A 15,313-nucleotide genomic window follows, 5' to 3' on the forward strand; every position below is an offset into this window, starting at 1 on the left:
CGTTAGGCACGGCGTCAGAATTTCCTCTGGTGACCTGAGTTGCCGAAGAAAGGAACACGATGAAGTCCCTGAAGGCTGCCGCTGTCGTTGCCGGTTCCCTGGTCCTCGCCGGTGCCGCCGCACCCGCGTTCGCCCACGACGCCGCCGACCTCACGCCCACCAGCCTCAACGGCGCCGTGAACACGCTCACCAAGGGGGACCTCCAGCCGGCCGACGCGATGCCGCTGCAGCACCAGTCGGACGCGCTCGACACCGAGAACAAGGACTCCGTCCTCAACTCGGTGAAGGGTGCGACCACCACGCTGAACTCCGGCGGGCTTCTCGGTGGACTTCCGCTGCAGAGCTGACGTATGCGGCGCTGACGTATGCGGCGCTGACGTATTCCGAGGCTTTCCAGGGGCCGATTCCGTGGCGTACGGAATCGGCCCTTCGCGCTGTTCGAGGCGCGTCCCTCGTTCGTGTGGACAGGCAAGGGGCAATCGCCCGGTCGGGTGAGAACACGGTCGGCGTATTCCGGTCCGTCGATAGGGTCGCGCGGTGACCTCAACCCGAAGCGAAACCCTCCCATTCCACGCCCCCGACCTGGGCACGCTCGTCGTGATGGCCTGGAGCGGCGAAGCCCCCGACGGCGACATGCCCTACCTGCTCGCCTACTGCCTCGGGGACGGCGAGCACGGCCCGGAGGGCTCGACGGCCGCCGTCGAAGCGCTGCTGGAGAACAACGGCCTGCCGGTCGGTGGCGACCTCGTCGACGGCAAGTCCCGGCCCAGTCTGCCGGTCAGCCTGCTGGTCGAGGCCGGTACGGCCGTCGTCACCATGCCGGGCTTCAACGCCCAGTGCACCCCGCCCCCGGAGTGGCTCGCCGCGGTCGGCGAACGCGGCTTCGCCTACTTCGTGTTCACCACCCGCCCCTGGCCCGAGGCCGAGCCCGGCAAGCCGGTCGACCCGGAGGCGCTGGCGGCCTTCGCGGGTGCCGACGACACTCTGAACGCGGCGGCGCACATCGTGCTGCCGGCCCGCAGCCTGCGCGGCTGATGACCGCCGCCGCGGGACAGCGCACACGGACGGCGGCCGGGTCCGGCCGGGGCCTCGCCCTGCTGCTGGTGATCACGGGAGCGGCCGGGCTGCTGGCCTCCTGGGTCATCACCCTCGACAAGTTCAAGCTGCTGGAGGACCCGGACTTCACCCCGGGCTGCAGCCTGAACCCGGTGGTGTCCTGCGGCAGCGTCATGGAGAGCGACCAGGCCGAGGCCCTCGGGTTCCCCAACCCGATGCTGGGCCTGGTCGCCTACGGCATCGTGATCTGCGTCGGCATGAGCCTGCTGGCCGGCGCGGCCTTCCCCCGCTGGTACTGGCTGACACTCGGCGCCGGCTGTCTGTTCGGGGTCGGATTCGTGTCGTGGCTCCAGTTCGAGTCGCTGTACCGGATCAACGCGCTGTGCCTGTGGTGCTGCCTCGCCTGGATCGCCACGATCCTCATGTTCTGGTACGTCACCTCATTCGCCGTACGGAATGAATTCCTGCCCGCACCGGAATGGTTGCGGGCTTTCTTCGGTGAATTCGCCTGGGTGCCGCCGCTGCTGCACCTCGGAGTCGTCGGAATGCTGATCCTGACCCGTTGGTGGGACTTCTGGACGAGCTGACTTCCGTACGTCGTACTACTGCGGCAGTCGGGGGAATCTTGCGCTGGTGGACGGTTCGGGATCGTTACGCGGTACGGGCGTTGAGCTCGCCGATCCGCCGATCCGCCGATCCGCCGAATTCCGAAAGGGACCGTACCTGACATGAAGTCGACCACCCGAGGAACCCTTGCCGCCGTCATCGCGGGCGTCGCGGCCGCGGTGGGGGCCACCGCGACCCCCGCCGCAGCGGTGGACACGGTCCCCGTGCCGGTGCCGCTGGAGGGCGTCGAGCACTCCCTCAACATGGAGCTGCCCAAGGTCGGCGGGGAGATCCCCCTGCTGACGCCGGGCGCGCCCGAGGGGCCGCAGTACGTCGAGGGGCGCCTCATCCCGGAGCGGGTGATCCCGCAGCTGCCGCTCAGCGGCGCGCTGCCCGGCGTGGACCTGCGCGCCCCGCTGCCGCACCTCCTCGGCGACGACTTCGACCACGTGGGCATCGAGGCGCCCGCCTCCGACCTGCGCACGCTGGCGCCGGGTCTGAGCCTGGACGCCCCGCTGACCGCCCCGAACCCCGACAACTTCGGCCTGCCGGAGCCGAAGCTGCCGCAGGTGGGCCTGCTCGCGCCGGTGCTGCAGACCGTGCCGGGGGCGGACCTGGTGGCGGGGCCCGGCCTGTAGGGCCGTAGCGCTGCGGCGGCCGTATCGGCCGGCCGGAAGGGGCCCGGGACCGCGTGCGGCGGCTCGGGCCCCTCGGCTGTCCGGGCCCCGCTTTCACCTCTTGGGCCGCCGGACGGTGACCGGGCGGGCCGCCGGGCGGTTACCGCTGCAGAGAACCGAATCGGACGAGGAGCAGACCATGGTCGTGAGCGCAGGCGGAGTACCGGTGGGTGCCGAGTCCTCGGCGTCGAGCCCGGCGAGAGGCGGGCCCGCGCGCGGGAGCCGGCGGGACCTGCTGCGCGGGCTGCTCGCCCCGGCCGTCGCCCTGGCCCTCACTCCGGTCGTCGCGGCCTCCCGGCCGCCGGGCGCGGACGGGCCGCCCGGGGACGTCGCCTTCGACGAGACGTATCAGGGCCGCCGTATCCGGGGCGTCCTGACCTCGGCGACCTCCGTGACCTCCGCGACCGCCGGGGGACGCACCTTCGACGGGCAGTGGCACGTCACCGTGGACGGCACCCCGCTGCACCTGATGCGCCGCGCCGACGGCACCTGGCTGAGCATGGTCGACCACTACCGGTCGTACGCCACTCCGCTGGAGGCCGCCCGCGCCGCCGTCGACGAACTGGGGCCGGGGCAGCGGCTGCGCGCCCCGGGGACGATCGGGGGACACGGGGACGCGGGGGGACACCATGGCGTACACGCGTAAGGACGTCAGCACACTGACCGCCGCCGAGAAGCGGCGGTTCGTGAAGGCGATGCTGGAGGTCAAACGGCGGGGCGAGTACGACGAGTTCGTGCGGATGCACATCGAGTACTACGTCGGCGACGGCGAGGGCGGACTGCGCACGGCCCACATGACGCCGTCCTTCCTGCCCTGGCACCGCCGGTTCCTGCTGGAGCTGGAGCGGGCGCTGCGCCGGGTGGATCCGTCGGTGAGCATGCCGTACTGGGACTGGACCAAGGACCGTACGACCTCCTCCGTGCCCTGGACCAAGGACCTGCTCGGCGGCAACGGGCGGCGCTCGGACCGGCAGGTGACGACCGGGCCGTTCGCCTACAAGGAGGGCAACTGGACCATCACGGAGGGCATCACCGACGAGGAGTTCCTCACCCGGGACCTCGGGCGGGCCCGCGACCCGATCGTGCTGCCGACGCGGAGCGAACTGGAGTGGGCCATGAAGGACCCCGTCTACGACGTCTCGCCCTGGGACTCGACGGTCACCAAGGGGTTCCGCAACAAACTGGAGGGGTGGGGCACGGGGCGCGGCAGTTCCGCCTGGCGCAACCACAACCGGGTGCACCGCTGGGTCGGCGGGGTCATGCTCGGCGGCGCGTCCGTCAACGACCCGGTCTTCTGGATGCACCACGCCTTCGTCGACCTGTGCTGGTCCCGCTGGCAGCGCCGGCACCGCGCGCACCGGTACCTGCCCGCGAAACCGCCGGGTCCGGGCAGCGAGCAGCGCGGGCGGATCGTCGCCCGGCACGAGAAGCTGCCGCCGTGGGACGTGACGCCGGACCAGCTGGAGGACCACGGGCGGATCTACCGGTACGCCTAGCTCGTCCGCCCAGCTCGTCGGGGAGTGCCCCCGGACGTGCGAGAGCCCCGGCGCTCGGAGATGCCGGGGCTCTTGCGGGGTTGCTTACGGACGGTCAGCTGCCGTAGCCGGTGTCGCCGTTGGAGCCGTTGGAACCGTGGTGGCCACCGGGGCCGGAGTTGCCGTCCTTGCCCTTGTGGTCGCTGACGTTGGCGCACGTGTTGCCGAACGCCGGGTTCAGCAGGCCGATAACGCTGACGCTGTTCCCGCACACGTTGATCGGAACGTGGATCGGGACCTGGACGGCATTGCCCGACAGGACGCCGGGGGAGCCGACGGCCGCGCCGTGGGCTCCCGCGTCCGCCATGGCCAGGCCGGCGCCGCTGATGACCACGGCACCGGTGCCGAGTGCCACACCGGCTGCCTTCGCGATGCGAGACATCACGTTCTCCTTCTGACTCGGTGAGCGCGACGGCAGGACGTGCCGTCGCACTTTCCGTTCAACGCCGCCGCTCACGCCTGGTAACGGCGATCATGCGCGGATCACCCTTTTTGAACAGGGGATCGGTTGCGGCGGCGGAACCGGGGCCCGGGAAAATGGCTTGGGTCGTGCCCGGCCCTTCACTAGCCTCCCGGCATGGAATCCGACCAGATGACCCTCATCCGTCTGTTCGCCGACGAGAGCCGGGCGCGCGCCTTCGCGGCAGTGGCCCTGGGGGCGGGGAGCCCGGCGGACGTGGCGCGGGCGGCCGGTCTGCCCGCGAAGGACGCGGCCCTGGCGCTGCTTCGGCTGCGGGAGCAGGGCGTCGTGACGGCGGGGGACGACGGGGCACTTCGGGTGGCGTACGACCTGTTCCGGGAACGGGCGCGGGAGGGGGCGGCGGGGCGACAGGCGACGGCGACTCCCTCCAGCGGGGACGAGCGGACCGACATGATCCTGCGGACCTTCGTCCGGGACGGGCGGCTGCTCCGGCTGCCCGCGCAGTGGACCCGCAAGAAGCTGGTGCTGCGGCACATCGCCGAGCAGTCCTTCGAGCCGGGCGTCGAGTACCCGGAGCGGGCCGTCGACGAGAAGCTGCGGGCCTGGTGCGAGGACGGCGAAACCGACCATGTGACGCTCCGGCGCTGTCTGGTGGACCTGCACCAACTGCGCCGGAGCGACGGCGTCTACCGGCGGCCGGAGGCGGCTGCGGAGGCCGCGGAGGCCGCGGAGGCCGAGATCGCCTGACCGCCCGCTTCAGGGGAGCCGTCGTACCGGCGAACCCGCCAGGAACGCCTGGATGTTCTCGACCGCCTGGCCGTAGTACGTCTCGTAGTTGGCGCGTGAGACGTAGCCGAGGTGGGGCGTGGCGAGCAGGCGGGGGGCCGTGCGCATCGGGTGGTCGGCGGGGAGGGGCTCGGTGTCGAAGACGTCGACTCCGGCGCCGGCGATGCGGCCCTCAGTGAGGGCGGCGAGGAGGGCGTCCTGGTCGACGATCGCGGCGCGCGAGGTGTTGACCAGGTAGGCGGTCGGCTTGAGGAGGGCGAGTTCGGCGGGGCCGAGCAGACCGCGGGTGCGGTCGCCGAGCGCGAGGTGGACCGAGACGAAGTCGGCGGTGGTGAGGAGGTCGGGCAGGGAGGGGGCGAGTTCGACGCCCACCTCGTCCGCCCGCTCCTTGGTGAGGTTCTGGCTCCACGCGCCGACCCGCATGCCGAAGGCGAGGCCGACCTGGGCCACCCGGCTGCCGATCTTGCCGAGGCCGAGCAGTCCCAGGCGGCGGCCGTGCAGGTCCGCGCCGACGGTCTGCTGCCAAGGGCCGCCCGAGCGCAGGGCGTTGTTCTCCTCGACGATCCCGCGGGCGAGGCCGAGCAGCAGGGCCCAGGTCAGTTCGACGGGCGGGGTGGAGGAGCTGGCCGTACCGCAGACGGTGACGCCGTGGGCCTCGGCGGCGGCGTAGTCGATGACCGAGTTGCGCATGCCGGAGGCGACGAGCAGTTTCAGGCGGGGCAGCCGGGCGAACAACGAGGCCGGGAACGGCACGCGTTCGCGCAGGGTGACCACGATGTCGACGTCGGCGAGGGCCGCGGCGAGGGCGTCCTCGTCGGCGAGGTGCTCGCGCAGCGCCACGACCTCCACCTCCTCCTCGACCGCCGACCAGTCGGCCGACCGGGCCGCCGCCCCCTGGAAGTCGTCCAGCACCGCACAGCGAAGTCGCACGTCGTCTTTCCCCTCTCGCCGCTCGCCTCTCGTCGGTGACGTGACGGTACACGCGTGAGGGGAAGAGGCCGGATTCAGGAGTCGTCGGCGGCTGCGTCGTCAGGCAGGTCGTCGCGGTCGCCCTCGGCCTGGGACGGCGTCGGATGGTCCGGAGCGGGCTCGTCGGCCGTGTTCCGGGTGTCGGGGGCGTCGGGCTCGCCCTCGGCCTGGGAGGGGGTGTGGTCGCTCAGGAGCGTGACTCCTGGGGGGCGGTCCGGTCGTCGGCCCGGTCGTCGGCCTGGTCGTCGGTCCGGTCGTCGGTCCGGCGGAAGGTCTCCGCGATCTGTCGCACGCGCAGCTGTTCCAGCGTGTCCAGCTGCCGGTGGGCGCGTTCGAGCAGGTCATCGAGGTGTGCGGGATCGAGGCCGGGGTCGGCGTCGGAGAGCCGGCGCAGCGTCCGCCAGCCGGCGGCCTTCCCTTCCACGCCCAGGCGCAGCAGCTCCAGTTCCAGCATGGGGGTGAGCGGGGAACGGCGGACGAGCCGTCCGTTGGCCTTGAGCCGGCCCGCCCGCTCGGCCAGCCGGCCCGCGACGATCTTGTAGCGGCGTACGGGGACGTCGACAGACCGCATGATCTGCAGCAGGCTCGCCCGGTCCTCGGCTATCTCTTCGGCGATCGGACGCACCGTATCGGCGAGCTCGGGGTCACGCTCGGACTCGGCGTCGGCGAGCATCCGGGCCCGGTCCACGCCGAGGGTGGAACCGGCGAGGTGATCGTTGAGGTAGATGCCGAGCAGATTTCTGTCGGTTCGGCTCCGGTGGTCGTCCATGACACCTCTCCCTCTGCGCTCGGTGGTGTGTCGGAGGCGTGTCGGAGGCGTCCGACGTCGGCCGAGTACCCCGAAGGGCCCGGTCACACTGCGCTGCACGAGGCCTCGGGCAGCTGGGCTCCACCGTCGCGTGACTGGCTGCCGCCGCATCGGGCACGCGGTGGGGGGAATGACGGCGCGCGTACGTACGCCCGCCCGCCCGCCGTGGTGGCACCGGGGGCCGACCTGGACGCCGCTCAACGAGGCGGACCAGAACATGCCGCCGGACGGTCTGGCCCACATCGGCAGCGACGCACCACTGGCCCGAGCGGCCCAGCCCGAGGAGATCGCACCGACGTACGTCTACCTCGCCTCCGACGCCGACTCCAGCTACACGGTCGGCGAGGTGATCGCCGTGACCGGCGGCATAGTCGACACCAGGTGAGACGCGGGGAGCCCAGGGCCGACCACGTTTTTCGCGTTCGTGTCGGGGTTACTCAGGCAACACGCGCAGGGTGGCGAGAGCGAGGAGAGCTGGATGAGTGGACGCGTCTTCCGCCGGGCCCTGGTGACCGGCGGAGCCGGGTTCGTGGGATCGCACCTGTGCAGGCGGCTGCTGGCCACAGGTGCCGAGGTCGTATGCCTCGACAACCTGGCCACCGGCTCCCGCGCCAACGTGGCGGACCTGCAGCAGCACGACGGTTTCCGCTTCGTGCGGGCCGACGCCACCGATCCCGCGGCCTGGCGCACGCTGCCCGGCCGTTTCGACCTGGTCCTGCACTTCGCCTGCCCGGCCTCGCCCGCCGACTATCTGCGGCTGCCGCTGGAGACCCTCGCCGTCGGCAGCGACGGCACCCGTCACGCGCTGGAGCGGGCCAGCCGCGACGACGCCCGCTTCGTCCTCGCCTCCACCTCCGAGGTGTACGGCGATCCGCTGGAGCATCCGCAGACGGAGACCTACTGGGGCAACGTCAACCCGGTCGGCCCGCGCAGCGTCTACGACGAGTCCAAGCGCTTCGGCGAGGCCCTGGTCACCGCACACCGAGCGGTGCACGGCACCGACGCGGCCATCGTCCGCATCTTCAACACCTACGGCCCGCGCATGCGCGGCGGCGACGGCCGCGCCGTGCCCACGTTCATCGCCCAGGCCCTGGACGGGGCACCGCTGTCCGTCGCCGGTGACGGCGGTCAGACGCGCTCGCAGAAGGCCATCGCCCCGCGCGGCCGGCTGCGCAGGCACCTCGCGGTCACCGCGGCCGGTGCCGCCGCGTGCGGGCTCGCGGTCGCCGGACGCCGCCGGGCCGCCGCGACGGCCGCACTGGGCTGGGCCGTCGGCACCGGCGAGTTCGCCCGGGCGCGCATCGTGGCCGGGCCGCGCACCCGGTACGAGGTGACCACCATGCTCGTGACCAGTGCGCTCATCCCGCCCGCGGCGACCTGGCACTGGCTGAACGGCCTGTGGCGGCACCGGCACGCCCCCGCCTGGCGGGAGGTGGCGCCATGAGCCGTGTCAACGCCGTGCTGTTCGACCGCGACGGCACCCTCGTCCACGACGTGCCCTACAACGGCGACCCCGACCGCGTCCGCCCCGTCGAGGGCGCCCGCGAGGCACTCGGCCTGCTGCGCTCACGCGGCTTCCGCACCGGTGTCGTCACCAACCAGTCCGGCATCGCGCGCGGACTGCTCACCGACGCCGACGTCCGCCGCGTCAACCGTCGCGTCGACGAACTCCTCGGCCCCTTCGACGTGTGGGGCGTGTGCCCGCACGGCCCCGACGACGGCTGCCACTGCCGCAAACCCGAACCCGGCCTCATCCTGTGGGCGGCCGGACGCCTGTGCACGGCCCCCTCGGACTGCGTGGTGATCGGCGACATCGGCGGCGACATCGAGGCCGCACGCCGGGCCGGCGCCCACGGCATCCTCGTCCCCACCCCGCAGACCCGCCCGGAGGAGACGGCAGCCGCGGACCATGTGGCCCCCGACGTCCTGACCGCCGTCCGGGCCGTGCTGAACGGACCGCCGAGGGGCCAGGTCCTGGCCGACGAACGGCCCATCGAGGCCGCCTACGACATGGGTGGCCGGCGGCGGTGAGGGCTCTGGTGGCGCGTCTGATGTTGAAGGAGGTGGTGGCCTGATGAGGATCGCCATGGTCTGCTGGACCGCGACCTGACCGGCACCGCCGAGCGCCTCGCCCCCGACGCACCCGTGCCGGTCGTCGCCGACTGCGCGCAGCGCGTACGACCGGGCGGCGCCGCCCTGGCCGCCTGCCTCGCGGCCCGCGACGGCCGTGAGGTCACCCTGATCACCGGGCTCGGCGACGACCCGGCGAGCGAGGAACTGCGCCGACTCCTGTCGCGGGAACTGAAGTTGATCGAACTCCCGCTGACCGGCGCGCTGCCGGAGAAGACCCGTGTGCTGGCGCAGGACAGTCCGGTGGTCCGCCTGGACCGGGGCACGGGCCGCGTCCGCGAGGCCACGGACGAGGCGCGCGCGGCGCTCCGCTCGGCTCCCGCCGTGCTGGTCTCCGACTACGGGCGGGGCGCGGCGGACTCCCTCCGGGACGTTCTCGCCGAGCGCCCGCCCCTGGTCTGGGACCCGCACCCGCGTGGCGGCTTGCCGGTGCCGGGCACCCGGCTGGTCTCGCCGTCGGAGAAGGAGGCGTACGCGCCGTCCGGGGAGCGCGGCGCGACGGACGGCGACCTGCGCGGTGCCGCCCGCGGTGCCGCCCGCGGTGCCGCCGCACTCGTCCGGCACTGGCGGGTCGCCGCCGTCACCGTGACCCTCGGCGCTCGCGGTGCCCTGCTGTCGTACGGGGAACACCCGCTGCTCGTCCCGGTGCCCACCGTGCATCGCGGCGACCCCTGCGGTGCCGGGGACCGGTTCGCCGCCACGGCGGCTGGGCTGCTGGCCGACGGGGCCCTGGTCGGGGAGGCCGTGGAAGGGGCTGTGGCCGCGGCGACCGAGTTCGTGGGCGCCGGCGGGGCAGGTGCCGTCACCTACGCCGACGACGCCGGCCCGGCGGTCGTCACCGACGCCGCCGACGCCCGCGATCCGGTCGCGCGGGTCCGCGCCACCGGCGGCACGGTCGTCGCCGCGGGCGGCTGCTTCGACCTCCTGCACGCCGGGCACGTCGGACTGCTCCAGGCCGCCCGGCGCCTCGGCGACTGCCTGGTCGTCTGCGTCAACTCGGACGCGTCGGTGCGGCGGCGCAAGGGGGCGGAGCGGCCGGTGAACCCGCTGGCCGACCGCGTCCGCGTGCTCAGCGCCCTCGCCTGCGTCGACGCCGTCGCCGTGTTCGACGAGGACACCCCCGAGCGGCTGCTGGCCGACCTCCGCCCCCACATCTGGGTGAAGGGCGGCGACTACTCCGGCGCAGACCTGCGCGAGGCCACGCTGCTGGAGGAGTGGGGCGGCCAGGCCGTGCTGCTGCCGTACCTGGTCGGCCGTTCCTCGACCGCGCTGGTGGCACGGGTGCGGGAAGGGGCCCGCTGAGCGGGTGTGCGAGCGCCTGCGTCGGACGGCGTGCCGACCGCTGCCCAGGGGCGTAGCGTCCTCATAGGGGCGAGTCCGGGTACGTCCGGCGTGCGGGTGCCGCACCCCGAGGGGAGCGGAGGGTCGCCCCCAGGCCGGCCGCGAATCTCCCCGCGATGCTGGAGGTGCCTCGTGACCAGCGCGGGTGATCCGGCCGCCGACAACGGCGAGTTGGATGCCGTGTTCGCGGAGACGGTGCGCCGGACCGGCGCGTCCATCGGCGCGCTGTACCTGCTCGCGCCGGACGCGCAACTGTTGTGGCTGGACGTGCTGTGCGGGGCCCCGGCCGAGTTCGCCGAGCCGTGGGCGAGGGTGTCGATGGCCGCTCCGGCACCGGTGGCCGTCGCGGTCCGGGAGGACCGGATGGTGTGGGTGGGCAGCCAGGAGGAGATGGCCCGTTCGTATCCGCGCACCGCGATGGCGCTTCCCTACCCGTTGGCCTTGGTCGCCGCGCCGGTCACCGGTGCCCGGCGGCGGGGCGCGCTGCTGCTGATGTGGCCGGCCACCCGACCGCCGTACATGACCGGCCGGGAGCGGGGACACATCGCGTCCCGCTGCCGACGTCTGGCCCGGCTGCTGGAGGAGGCCGTCGAGCACGGCAGGCCCCCGGCCCACGGCGAGGGGCCCCGCGTCGTCCCCACCGGGACCGGCGGCCGGTCCGAGAGTCCGGCGATGGCCGCCGCCGACTTCGTGGAGCGCCTGCCCGGCGGATGCTGCGCCCTGGACCTGGACGGACACTTCACCTACCTCAGCTCCGGCGCCTGCGACCTGCTGGAGTCCGAGGCCGGTCAGCTGCTCGGCACCCTGCCGTGGCAGTCGCTGCGCTGGCTCGACGACCCCACCTACGAGGACCGCTACCGTGCCGCCGTGATCAGCCGCGAGCCCGTCGCGTTCACCGCGTGCCGTCCGCCGGACCAGTGGCTCGACTTCCATCTCTACCCGGACGCCAGCGGCATCAGCATCCGTATCGTGCCCAGCGGTGCGCAGCCCCCGCCCTCGCCGGCGTCCGTGCGGTCCACGCGCACCGTCACACCGTCCCGCGCGGGCCGGCTCTACCAGCTCACCCACCTGGCAGCCGCACTCACCGAGGTCGTCGGGGTCCAGGACGTCATCGACCTGGTCGCCGACCAGATCATGCCCGCCTTCGGAGCCCAGGGCCTGGTCCTGTCCGCCGCCGACGCCGGCCGGCTGCGGATCACCGGATACCGCGGCTACGTCGCCCGCACCATCGAGCGTCTCGACGGCCTGCCCCTCGACACCGACTTCACACCGGCCGGGCACGCCCTCAGCAGCGGCATCCCCTCGTTCTTCGCCGACCCGGAGGAGATGCGGCGCATCTACCCCGAGGCGCCGCTGATCAGCGGCAAACAGGCCTGGGCCTTCCTGCCGCTGATCATCTCCAGCCGGCCCGTCGGCTGCTGCGTCCTGTCCTACGACCATCCGCACGCGTTCCCGGCCGAGGAACGCGCCGTCCTGACCTCGCTCGCCGGACTCATCGCGCAGGCCCTCGACCGGGCCCGCCTCTACGACACCAAGCACGAGCTCGCCCACGGCCTCCAGCAGGCACTGCTCCCGCGCACCCTTCCCCACGTCACCGGCCTGCGGGTCGCCGCCCGCTACCTGCCCGCGACCCGGGGCATGGACATCGGCGGAGACTTCTACGACCTGATCCGGCTCGGCGACACCGCCGCCGCGGCCGTCATCGGCGACGTCCAGGGGCACAACGTCGCCGCCGCCGCCCTGATGGGCCAGGTCCGCACCGGCGTCTACGCCCATGCCTCCCTCGGCACGCCCCCGGACCAGGTCCTCGCCAGAACCAACCGGCTCCTCACCGACCTCGCCCCCGACCTCTTCACGAGCTGCCTCTACGCCCACCTCGACTTCGCCCGCCGACGCGTGACCCTGGCCAGTGCCGGCCACCCGCCACCCCTCCTGCGCCTCCCCGACGGCGACACCCGACCCGTCGACGTCCCGCCCGGACCGCTCCTGGGAATCGACCCCGACGCCGTCTTCCCCCTCACCGAGATCCCGCTCACCCCGGGTCTGATGCTCGCCTTCTACACCGACGGCCTCATCGAGACCCCGGGCGTCGACCTCGACGACTCCATCGCCCACCTCGCCCACCATCTCGCCCACGCCGACGACCGGGACCTGGACCTGCTCATCGACGACCTGCTGAGGAAGGCCAGGGCGACCGGGCAGCGCACCGACGACGTCGCACTCCTCGTGCTGCAGGACGAATCGGACCGCTGACGGCGGAGGTGACTCGGCGGTGCCGGGTACCCGTCCAGAGCCAGAAAGCCAGAAAGCCAGAAAGTCAGAAAGCCACGGAGCTGGAGAGCCGAGGAGGTACGGGATGGGACTGCGAGACCACGTGGTGGTGGTGACCGGAGCGTCCAGCGGGATCGGACGGGCCACGGCCGAGGCGTTCGCGCGCAAGGGCTGCGCCGTGGTGCTGGCCGCGCGCCGCGAAGAGGCACTGGAGGCGACCGCCGAGGAGTGCGGGAAGCATCGCGGGGCACGGACGCTGGTCGTGCCGACCGACACGACGGACGCGGGGGCGGTCGAGAACCTGGCGCGGCGAGCGGTGCAGGAGTTCGGCCGGATCGACGTCTGGGTCAACAACGCGGCCGTGAACGCCTTCGGCCGTTTCGAGGACGTACCGCTGGAGGACTTCCGCAAGGTCCTGGACGTCAATGTGATGGGCTACGTGCACGGGGCCCGAGCGGCCCTGCCGGTGATGCGGGAGCAGGGGACGGGCACGCTGATCAACATCTCGTCCATCGCGGGCGCCGTCGCCCATCCGTACAACCACCCGTACAGCATGTCCAAGTACGCCATCCAAGCACTGGGATCGAGCCTGAGGCAGCAACTGCGGATGGAGGGGCTGAAGGGCATCCACGTGTGCACGGTGATGCCCGCGACCATCGACACCCCGCACTTCGAGCAGGCGGCCAACTACACCGGGCGCAAGTTGATCGCCATGCCGCCGGTCTACAGCCCCGAGCGGGTCGCCCGGGCGGTCGTGGACCTCGTACGCCACCCGCACCGCGAAGTGGTGGTCGGCCCGGCGGGCCGCGCACTGGTGCGCCAGGCCCGCATGGCACCGGGACTCGCGGAGCGGGCGATGGCCCGGCAGGCGGACAAGAGCCATCTGTCCCACGACGAGAGTGCCCCGGCCACGCACGGCGTGCTGCACGTCCCTGCCCCCGGAGAGGGCGCCGTGCACGGCGGCTGGCACGGGCGGCGGCGCACCGCGATGCGCAGGACGGCCGTCGCCGCCGCGCTCGCGGGAGCGGCCGTGACCGCCGGGCGCCGGGTGAGCCGTAGCCACTAGGAGCCGGTAGGAGCCGGTAGGGCGCCGGAACGGCACCTCGCCGGGAGCGGGTTGCCGAGCGGTTCGTCGTACGGTCCGCTCGGCAACCGCCGTCCTCAGCCGCCCTGCTCCCTCACGGTCGCGTCAAGGGCGGCCGCCACCGCCTCGGGGTCGTCGGGCGCCGACCGGTCGGCACCCAGGCGTTCCCTGAGATCCCGGCCGGACACCACCGGCAGCGCGCCGCGACAGCGGTCCGAGTCCAGCTCCGGCGCCGGGACCACCTCGGCCCGGCCGTGCAGCGGGACCAGCACGGCGTCGTCCTCACGGTTGAGCAGTTCGCGGACATGATCGCCAGTGATCATCGGATCGCGTCCCTTCTCCCGGTCTCTTCTCCGTGGCGTCCGTGCTGTCAGCTCGCCGCCCGCTCGGAGCGACGAGCCGACGCCGGTACCCGGACCCCCTCGATCACGAATCCGCTGCGTACGCGGGCCGGCATGCGGTTCAGCGGAATCCTCGGATCCTGTTCGGGCACGTCGTACGCCAGCCGGGCCAGCCGCGGCACGAGCGCGCTCAGCAGCGCGATCGTGACGTCCTCACCAGGGCAGCGGTGACCGGTGGCACGGTCGCCACCGCCCTGCGGAACGAGTTCGTCGCGCTGGGGCGGCCGGTCCAGGAAGCGCCGCGGTTCGAAGGTGTACGGATCGTTCCAGAGGTCGGGGTCGTGGTTCTGCCCGTACAGGTCGAGCAGGATCAACGCCCCGGACGGGATCGGTTCCCCCCGCCACTCCAGATCGGTGACGGCACGCCCGCCGAGGAAGGGGGCGAAGGGGTAGAAGCGCCGCAGCTCGTGGGCGAACGCCACGGCGTACCCGGCATCGTCGTCCTCCCGCAGCCGCTCCCGGATGTCGGGCCTGCGGTGCAGCGCATGACCGGCGTAGGCGACGAACCAGCACACCGCGGCGGTCGGACGGATGACGTTGAGCAGTTCGACCGCGGCCGTGTGCGGGTCCAGGAGCCGGCCGTCGACGTCCCGGTGCCGGACCACCACGTCCAGCACCGACCCGGCCGGCGCGGCGGCAGCCCCCTCCCCCCGTACGTCCTCGACCAGACGTCCCAGCCACGCCTCGCTGCGCGCCCGCGCGCGGCGGGCCCGCCAGCGGCGCGGCCCCGGCGCGGCGAATCCGTCGACCATGGCGACCAGGTCCCGGGCCACCTGGTCGGGGTCGTCGAGGGGGATGCCGGCCCACCGGCAGACGCCTTGCGTGAGTACCCGGCTCGCCTCGTCGAACAGGACGACCGACGACCGGCCGGACCACGAGCGCGCGGCCTCGTCCCAGACCTCGCTGACCGGGGGCGGGCGTCAGCGCCACGGCGTCCGGCGACGGAGGCGCAGCGCGGGCACTGGCGCCGCACCCGATCCGCCGCGCCGCCGGACTCCGGGAAGGTGTCCGGCCAGGCGACGTGCGGGAAGCGGATCAGCTGGGAGCGGCTGAGGGACAGCCCGCAGACGGTCTGGTTCATGCCCGGCTCCCAGGCATGGACCTCGCCGGCGGGCAGTCGGCGCCGGCCCTCCTCCTCGTCCGTCCACTGTCCGGAGGCGGCGACGCCGTACTGCTTGACGCGCATCATGGCGTGGCGGGTACCCCGCGCCTCGATCCGCGAAGCGTC

Annotated in this window: 17 protein-coding genes and 2 pseudogenes; 13 read left to right on the top strand and 6 right to left on the bottom strand. The window is 73.1% G+C overall.

Features of this window, described 5'->3' with window-relative positions:
* Positions 1 to 59: 59 nt before the first annotated feature.
* The 6 genes from OG252_RS32165 (at position 60) to OG252_RS32190 (ending at position 3,835) form a co-directional block, all read left to right on the top strand.
* Positions 60 to 347 (top strand): hypothetical protein, encoded by a 288-nt coding sequence (locus OG252_RS32165; RefSeq protein WP_266439388.1) that lies wholly within the window; start codon positions 60 to 62, stop codon positions 345 to 347.
* A gap of 190 nt (positions 348 to 537) precedes the next feature.
* On the top strand, positions 538 to 1,035 hold the full coding sequence (locus OG252_RS32170; RefSeq protein WP_266439389.1) for a DUF5949 family protein: 498 nt from the start codon (positions 538 to 540) through the stop codon (positions 1,033 to 1,035).
* Positions 1,035 to 1,643: a vitamin K epoxide reductase family protein gene (locus OG252_RS32175; RefSeq protein ID WP_329340460.1), complete on the top strand. Its 609-nt coding sequence runs from the start codon at positions 1,035 to 1,037 to the stop codon at positions 1,641 to 1,643. Before OG252_RS32170 ends, OG252_RS32175 begins: the two co-directional genes overlap by 1 nt.
* A 141-nt stretch (positions 1,644 to 1,784) precedes the next feature.
* A complete protein-coding gene (locus OG252_RS32180; RefSeq protein WP_266439391.1) occupies positions 1,785 to 2,300 on the top strand; it encodes a hypothetical protein in 516 nt (171 codons plus the stop codon).
* 178 nt (positions 2,301 to 2,478) lie between these two features.
* On the top strand, positions 2,479 to 2,985 hold the full coding sequence (locus tag OG252_RS32185) for a tyrosinase family oxidase copper chaperone (protein ID WP_266439392.1): 507 nt from the start codon (positions 2,479 to 2,481) through the stop codon (positions 2,983 to 2,985).
* Positions 2,969 to 3,835 carry a tyrosinase family protein gene (locus tag OG252_RS32190; RefSeq protein WP_266439394.1) on the top strand — a complete coding sequence of 289 codons (867 nt, stop codon included), beginning with the start codon at positions 2,969 to 2,971 and terminating at the stop codon, positions 3,833 to 3,835. Before OG252_RS32185 ends, OG252_RS32190 begins: the two co-directional genes overlap by 17 nt.
* Before the next feature lie 94 nt (positions 3,836 to 3,929).
* Here the strand turns inward: OG252_RS32190 and OG252_RS32195 are convergent, their stop codons facing one another.
* Positions 3,930 to 4,256: a chaplin gene (locus OG252_RS32195; RefSeq protein ID WP_266439396.1), complete on the bottom strand. Its 327-nt coding sequence runs from the start codon at positions 4,254 to 4,256 to the stop codon at positions 3,930 to 3,932.
* A 195-nt stretch (positions 4,257 to 4,451) separates the two neighbouring features.
* Between OG252_RS32195 and OG252_RS32200 the strand changes: the two genes are divergently transcribed.
* The gene (locus OG252_RS32200; protein WP_266439398.1) at positions 4,452 to 5,042 is read left to right on the top strand and encodes a DUF2087 domain-containing protein; all 591 of its coding nucleotides are present in this window, start codon (positions 4,452 to 4,454) and stop codon (positions 5,040 to 5,042) included.
* A gap of 9 nt (positions 5,043 to 5,051) precedes the next feature.
* Here the strand turns inward: OG252_RS32200 and OG252_RS32205 are convergent, their stop codons facing one another.
* Both OG252_RS32205 and OG252_RS32210 read right to left on the bottom strand, forming a co-directional pair.
* Complete coding sequence (locus OG252_RS32205) at positions 5,052 to 6,011, bottom strand: D-2-hydroxyacid dehydrogenase family protein (protein ID WP_266439399.1); 960 nt, start codon at positions 6,009 to 6,011, stop codon at positions 5,052 to 5,054.
* A 226-nt stretch (positions 6,012 to 6,237) separates the two neighbouring features.
* Entirely contained in the window at positions 6,238 to 6,819 is a 582-nt protein-coding gene (locus OG252_RS32210; RefSeq protein WP_266439403.1) for a hypothetical protein, read from the bottom strand.
* Positions 6,820 to 6,988: 169 nt separating this feature from the next.
* Here OG252_RS32210 and OG252_RS32215 point away from each other — a divergent pair, with 169 nt between their 5' ends.
* The 6 genes from OG252_RS32215 (at position 6,989) to OG252_RS32240 (ending at position 13,666) form a co-directional block, all read left to right on the top strand.
* Positions 6,989 to 7,243, top strand: coding sequence for an SDR family oxidoreductase (locus OG252_RS32215; protein WP_266439404.1), 255 nt, complete (start codon positions 6,989 to 6,991; stop codon positions 7,241 to 7,243).
* Positions 7,244 to 7,336: 93 nt separating this feature from the next.
* Complete coding sequence (locus OG252_RS32220) at positions 7,337 to 8,302, top strand: NAD-dependent epimerase/dehydratase family protein (protein WP_329340466.1); 966 nt, start codon at positions 7,337 to 7,339, stop codon at positions 8,300 to 8,302.
* Positions 8,299 to 8,889: a D-glycero-alpha-D-manno-heptose-1,7-bisphosphate 7-phosphatase gene (locus OG252_RS32225; protein WP_329340468.1), complete on the top strand. Its 591-nt coding sequence runs from the start codon at positions 8,299 to 8,301 to the stop codon at positions 8,887 to 8,889. The genes OG252_RS32220 and OG252_RS32225 overlap by 4 nt, the downstream gene beginning before the upstream one ends.
* Positions 8,890 to 9,003: 114 nt before the next feature.
* The gene (rfaE2, locus tag OG252_RS32230) at positions 9,004 to 10,290 is read left to right on the top strand and encodes a D-glycero-beta-D-manno-heptose 1-phosphate adenylyltransferase (RefSeq protein ID WP_329340470.1); all 1,287 of its coding nucleotides are present in this window, start codon (positions 9,004 to 9,006) and stop codon (positions 10,288 to 10,290) included.
* A 171-nt stretch (positions 10,291 to 10,461) separates the two neighbouring features.
* Positions 10,462 to 12,582 (top strand): SpoIIE family protein phosphatase, encoded by a 2,121-nt coding sequence (locus tag OG252_RS32235; protein ID WP_329340472.1) that lies wholly within the window; start codon positions 10,462 to 10,464, stop codon positions 12,580 to 12,582.
* A gap of 103 nt (positions 12,583 to 12,685) precedes the next feature.
* The gene (locus tag OG252_RS32240) at positions 12,686 to 13,666 is read left to right on the top strand and encodes an SDR family oxidoreductase (RefSeq protein ID WP_329340474.1); all 981 of its coding nucleotides are present in this window, start codon (positions 12,686 to 12,688) and stop codon (positions 13,664 to 13,666) included.
* 95 nt (positions 13,667 to 13,761) lie between these two features.
* Here the strand turns inward: OG252_RS32240 and OG252_RS32245 are convergent, their stop codons facing one another.
* From OG252_RS32245 to OG252_RS32255, 3 genes and pseudogenes are all read right to left on the bottom strand, one after another.
* Complete coding sequence (locus tag OG252_RS32245) at positions 13,762 to 14,007, bottom strand: hypothetical protein (protein WP_329340475.1); 246 nt, start codon at positions 14,005 to 14,007, stop codon at positions 13,762 to 13,764.
* Between the two features lie 47 nt (positions 14,008 to 14,054).
* Positions 14,055 to 14,993: pseudogene (locus tag OG252_RS32250) on the bottom strand (cytochrome P450); the annotation flags it as partial.
* Positions 14,969 to 15,274 (bottom strand): annotated as a pseudogene (locus OG252_RS32255) (hypothetical protein); the annotation flags it as partial. The pseudogenes OG252_RS32255 and OG252_RS32250, both read right to left, overlap by 25 nt.
* Between the last annotated feature and the right edge of the window lie 39 nt (positions 15,275 to 15,313).

The sequence above is a fragment of the Streptomyces sp. NBC_01352 genome, assembly GCF_036237295.1.
GTDB lineage: Bacteria > Actinomycetota > Actinomycetes > Streptomycetales > Streptomycetaceae > Streptomyces > Streptomyces plumbiresistens.

Excerpts from the sequence above, each read along its gene's own strand:
- OG252_RS32165 (WP_266439388.1), top strand. The coding sequence starts at position 60 with ATGAAGTCCCTGAAGGCTGCCGCTGTCGTTGCCGGTTCCCTGGTCCTC.
- OG252_RS32175 (WP_329340460.1), top strand. The coding sequence starts at position 1,035 with ATGACCGCCGCCGCGGGACAGCGCACACGGACGGCGGCCGGGTCCGGC.
- OG252_RS32180 (WP_266439391.1), top strand. The coding sequence starts at position 1,785 with ATGAAGTCGACCACCCGAGGAACCCTTGCCGCCGTCATCGCGGGCGTC.
- OG252_RS32185 (WP_266439392.1), top strand. The coding sequence starts at position 2,479 with ATGGTCGTGAGCGCAGGCGGAGTACCGGTGGGTGCCGAGTCCTCGGCG.
- OG252_RS32190 (WP_266439394.1), top strand. The coding sequence starts at position 2,969 with ATGGCGTACACGCGTAAGGACGTCAGCACACTGACCGCCGCCGAGAAG.
- OG252_RS32195 (WP_266439396.1), bottom strand. The coding sequence starts at position 4,256 with ATGTCTCGCATCGCGAAGGCAGCCGGTGTGGCACTCGGCACCGGTGCC.
- OG252_RS32200 (WP_266439398.1), top strand. The coding sequence starts at position 4,452 with ATGGAATCCGACCAGATGACCCTCATCCGTCTGTTCGCCGACGAGAGC.
- OG252_RS32210 (WP_266439403.1), bottom strand. The coding sequence starts at position 6,819 with ATGGACGACCACCGGAGCCGAACCGACAGAAATCTGCTCGGCATCTAC.
- OG252_RS32215 (WP_266439404.1), top strand. The coding sequence starts at position 6,989 with ATGACGGCGCGCGTACGTACGCCCGCCCGCCCGCCGTGGTGGCACCGG.
- OG252_RS32220 (WP_329340466.1), top strand. The coding sequence starts at position 7,337 with ATGAGTGGACGCGTCTTCCGCCGGGCCCTGGTGACCGGCGGAGCCGGG.
- OG252_RS32225 (WP_329340468.1), top strand. The coding sequence starts at position 8,299 with ATGAGCCGTGTCAACGCCGTGCTGTTCGACCGCGACGGCACCCTCGTC.
- OG252_RS32240 (WP_329340474.1), top strand. The coding sequence starts at position 12,686 with ATGGGACTGCGAGACCACGTGGTGGTGGTGACCGGAGCGTCCAGCGGG.
- OG252_RS32245 (WP_329340475.1), bottom strand. The coding sequence starts at position 14,007 with ATGATCACTGGCGATCATGTCCGCGAACTGCTCAACCGTGAGGACGAC.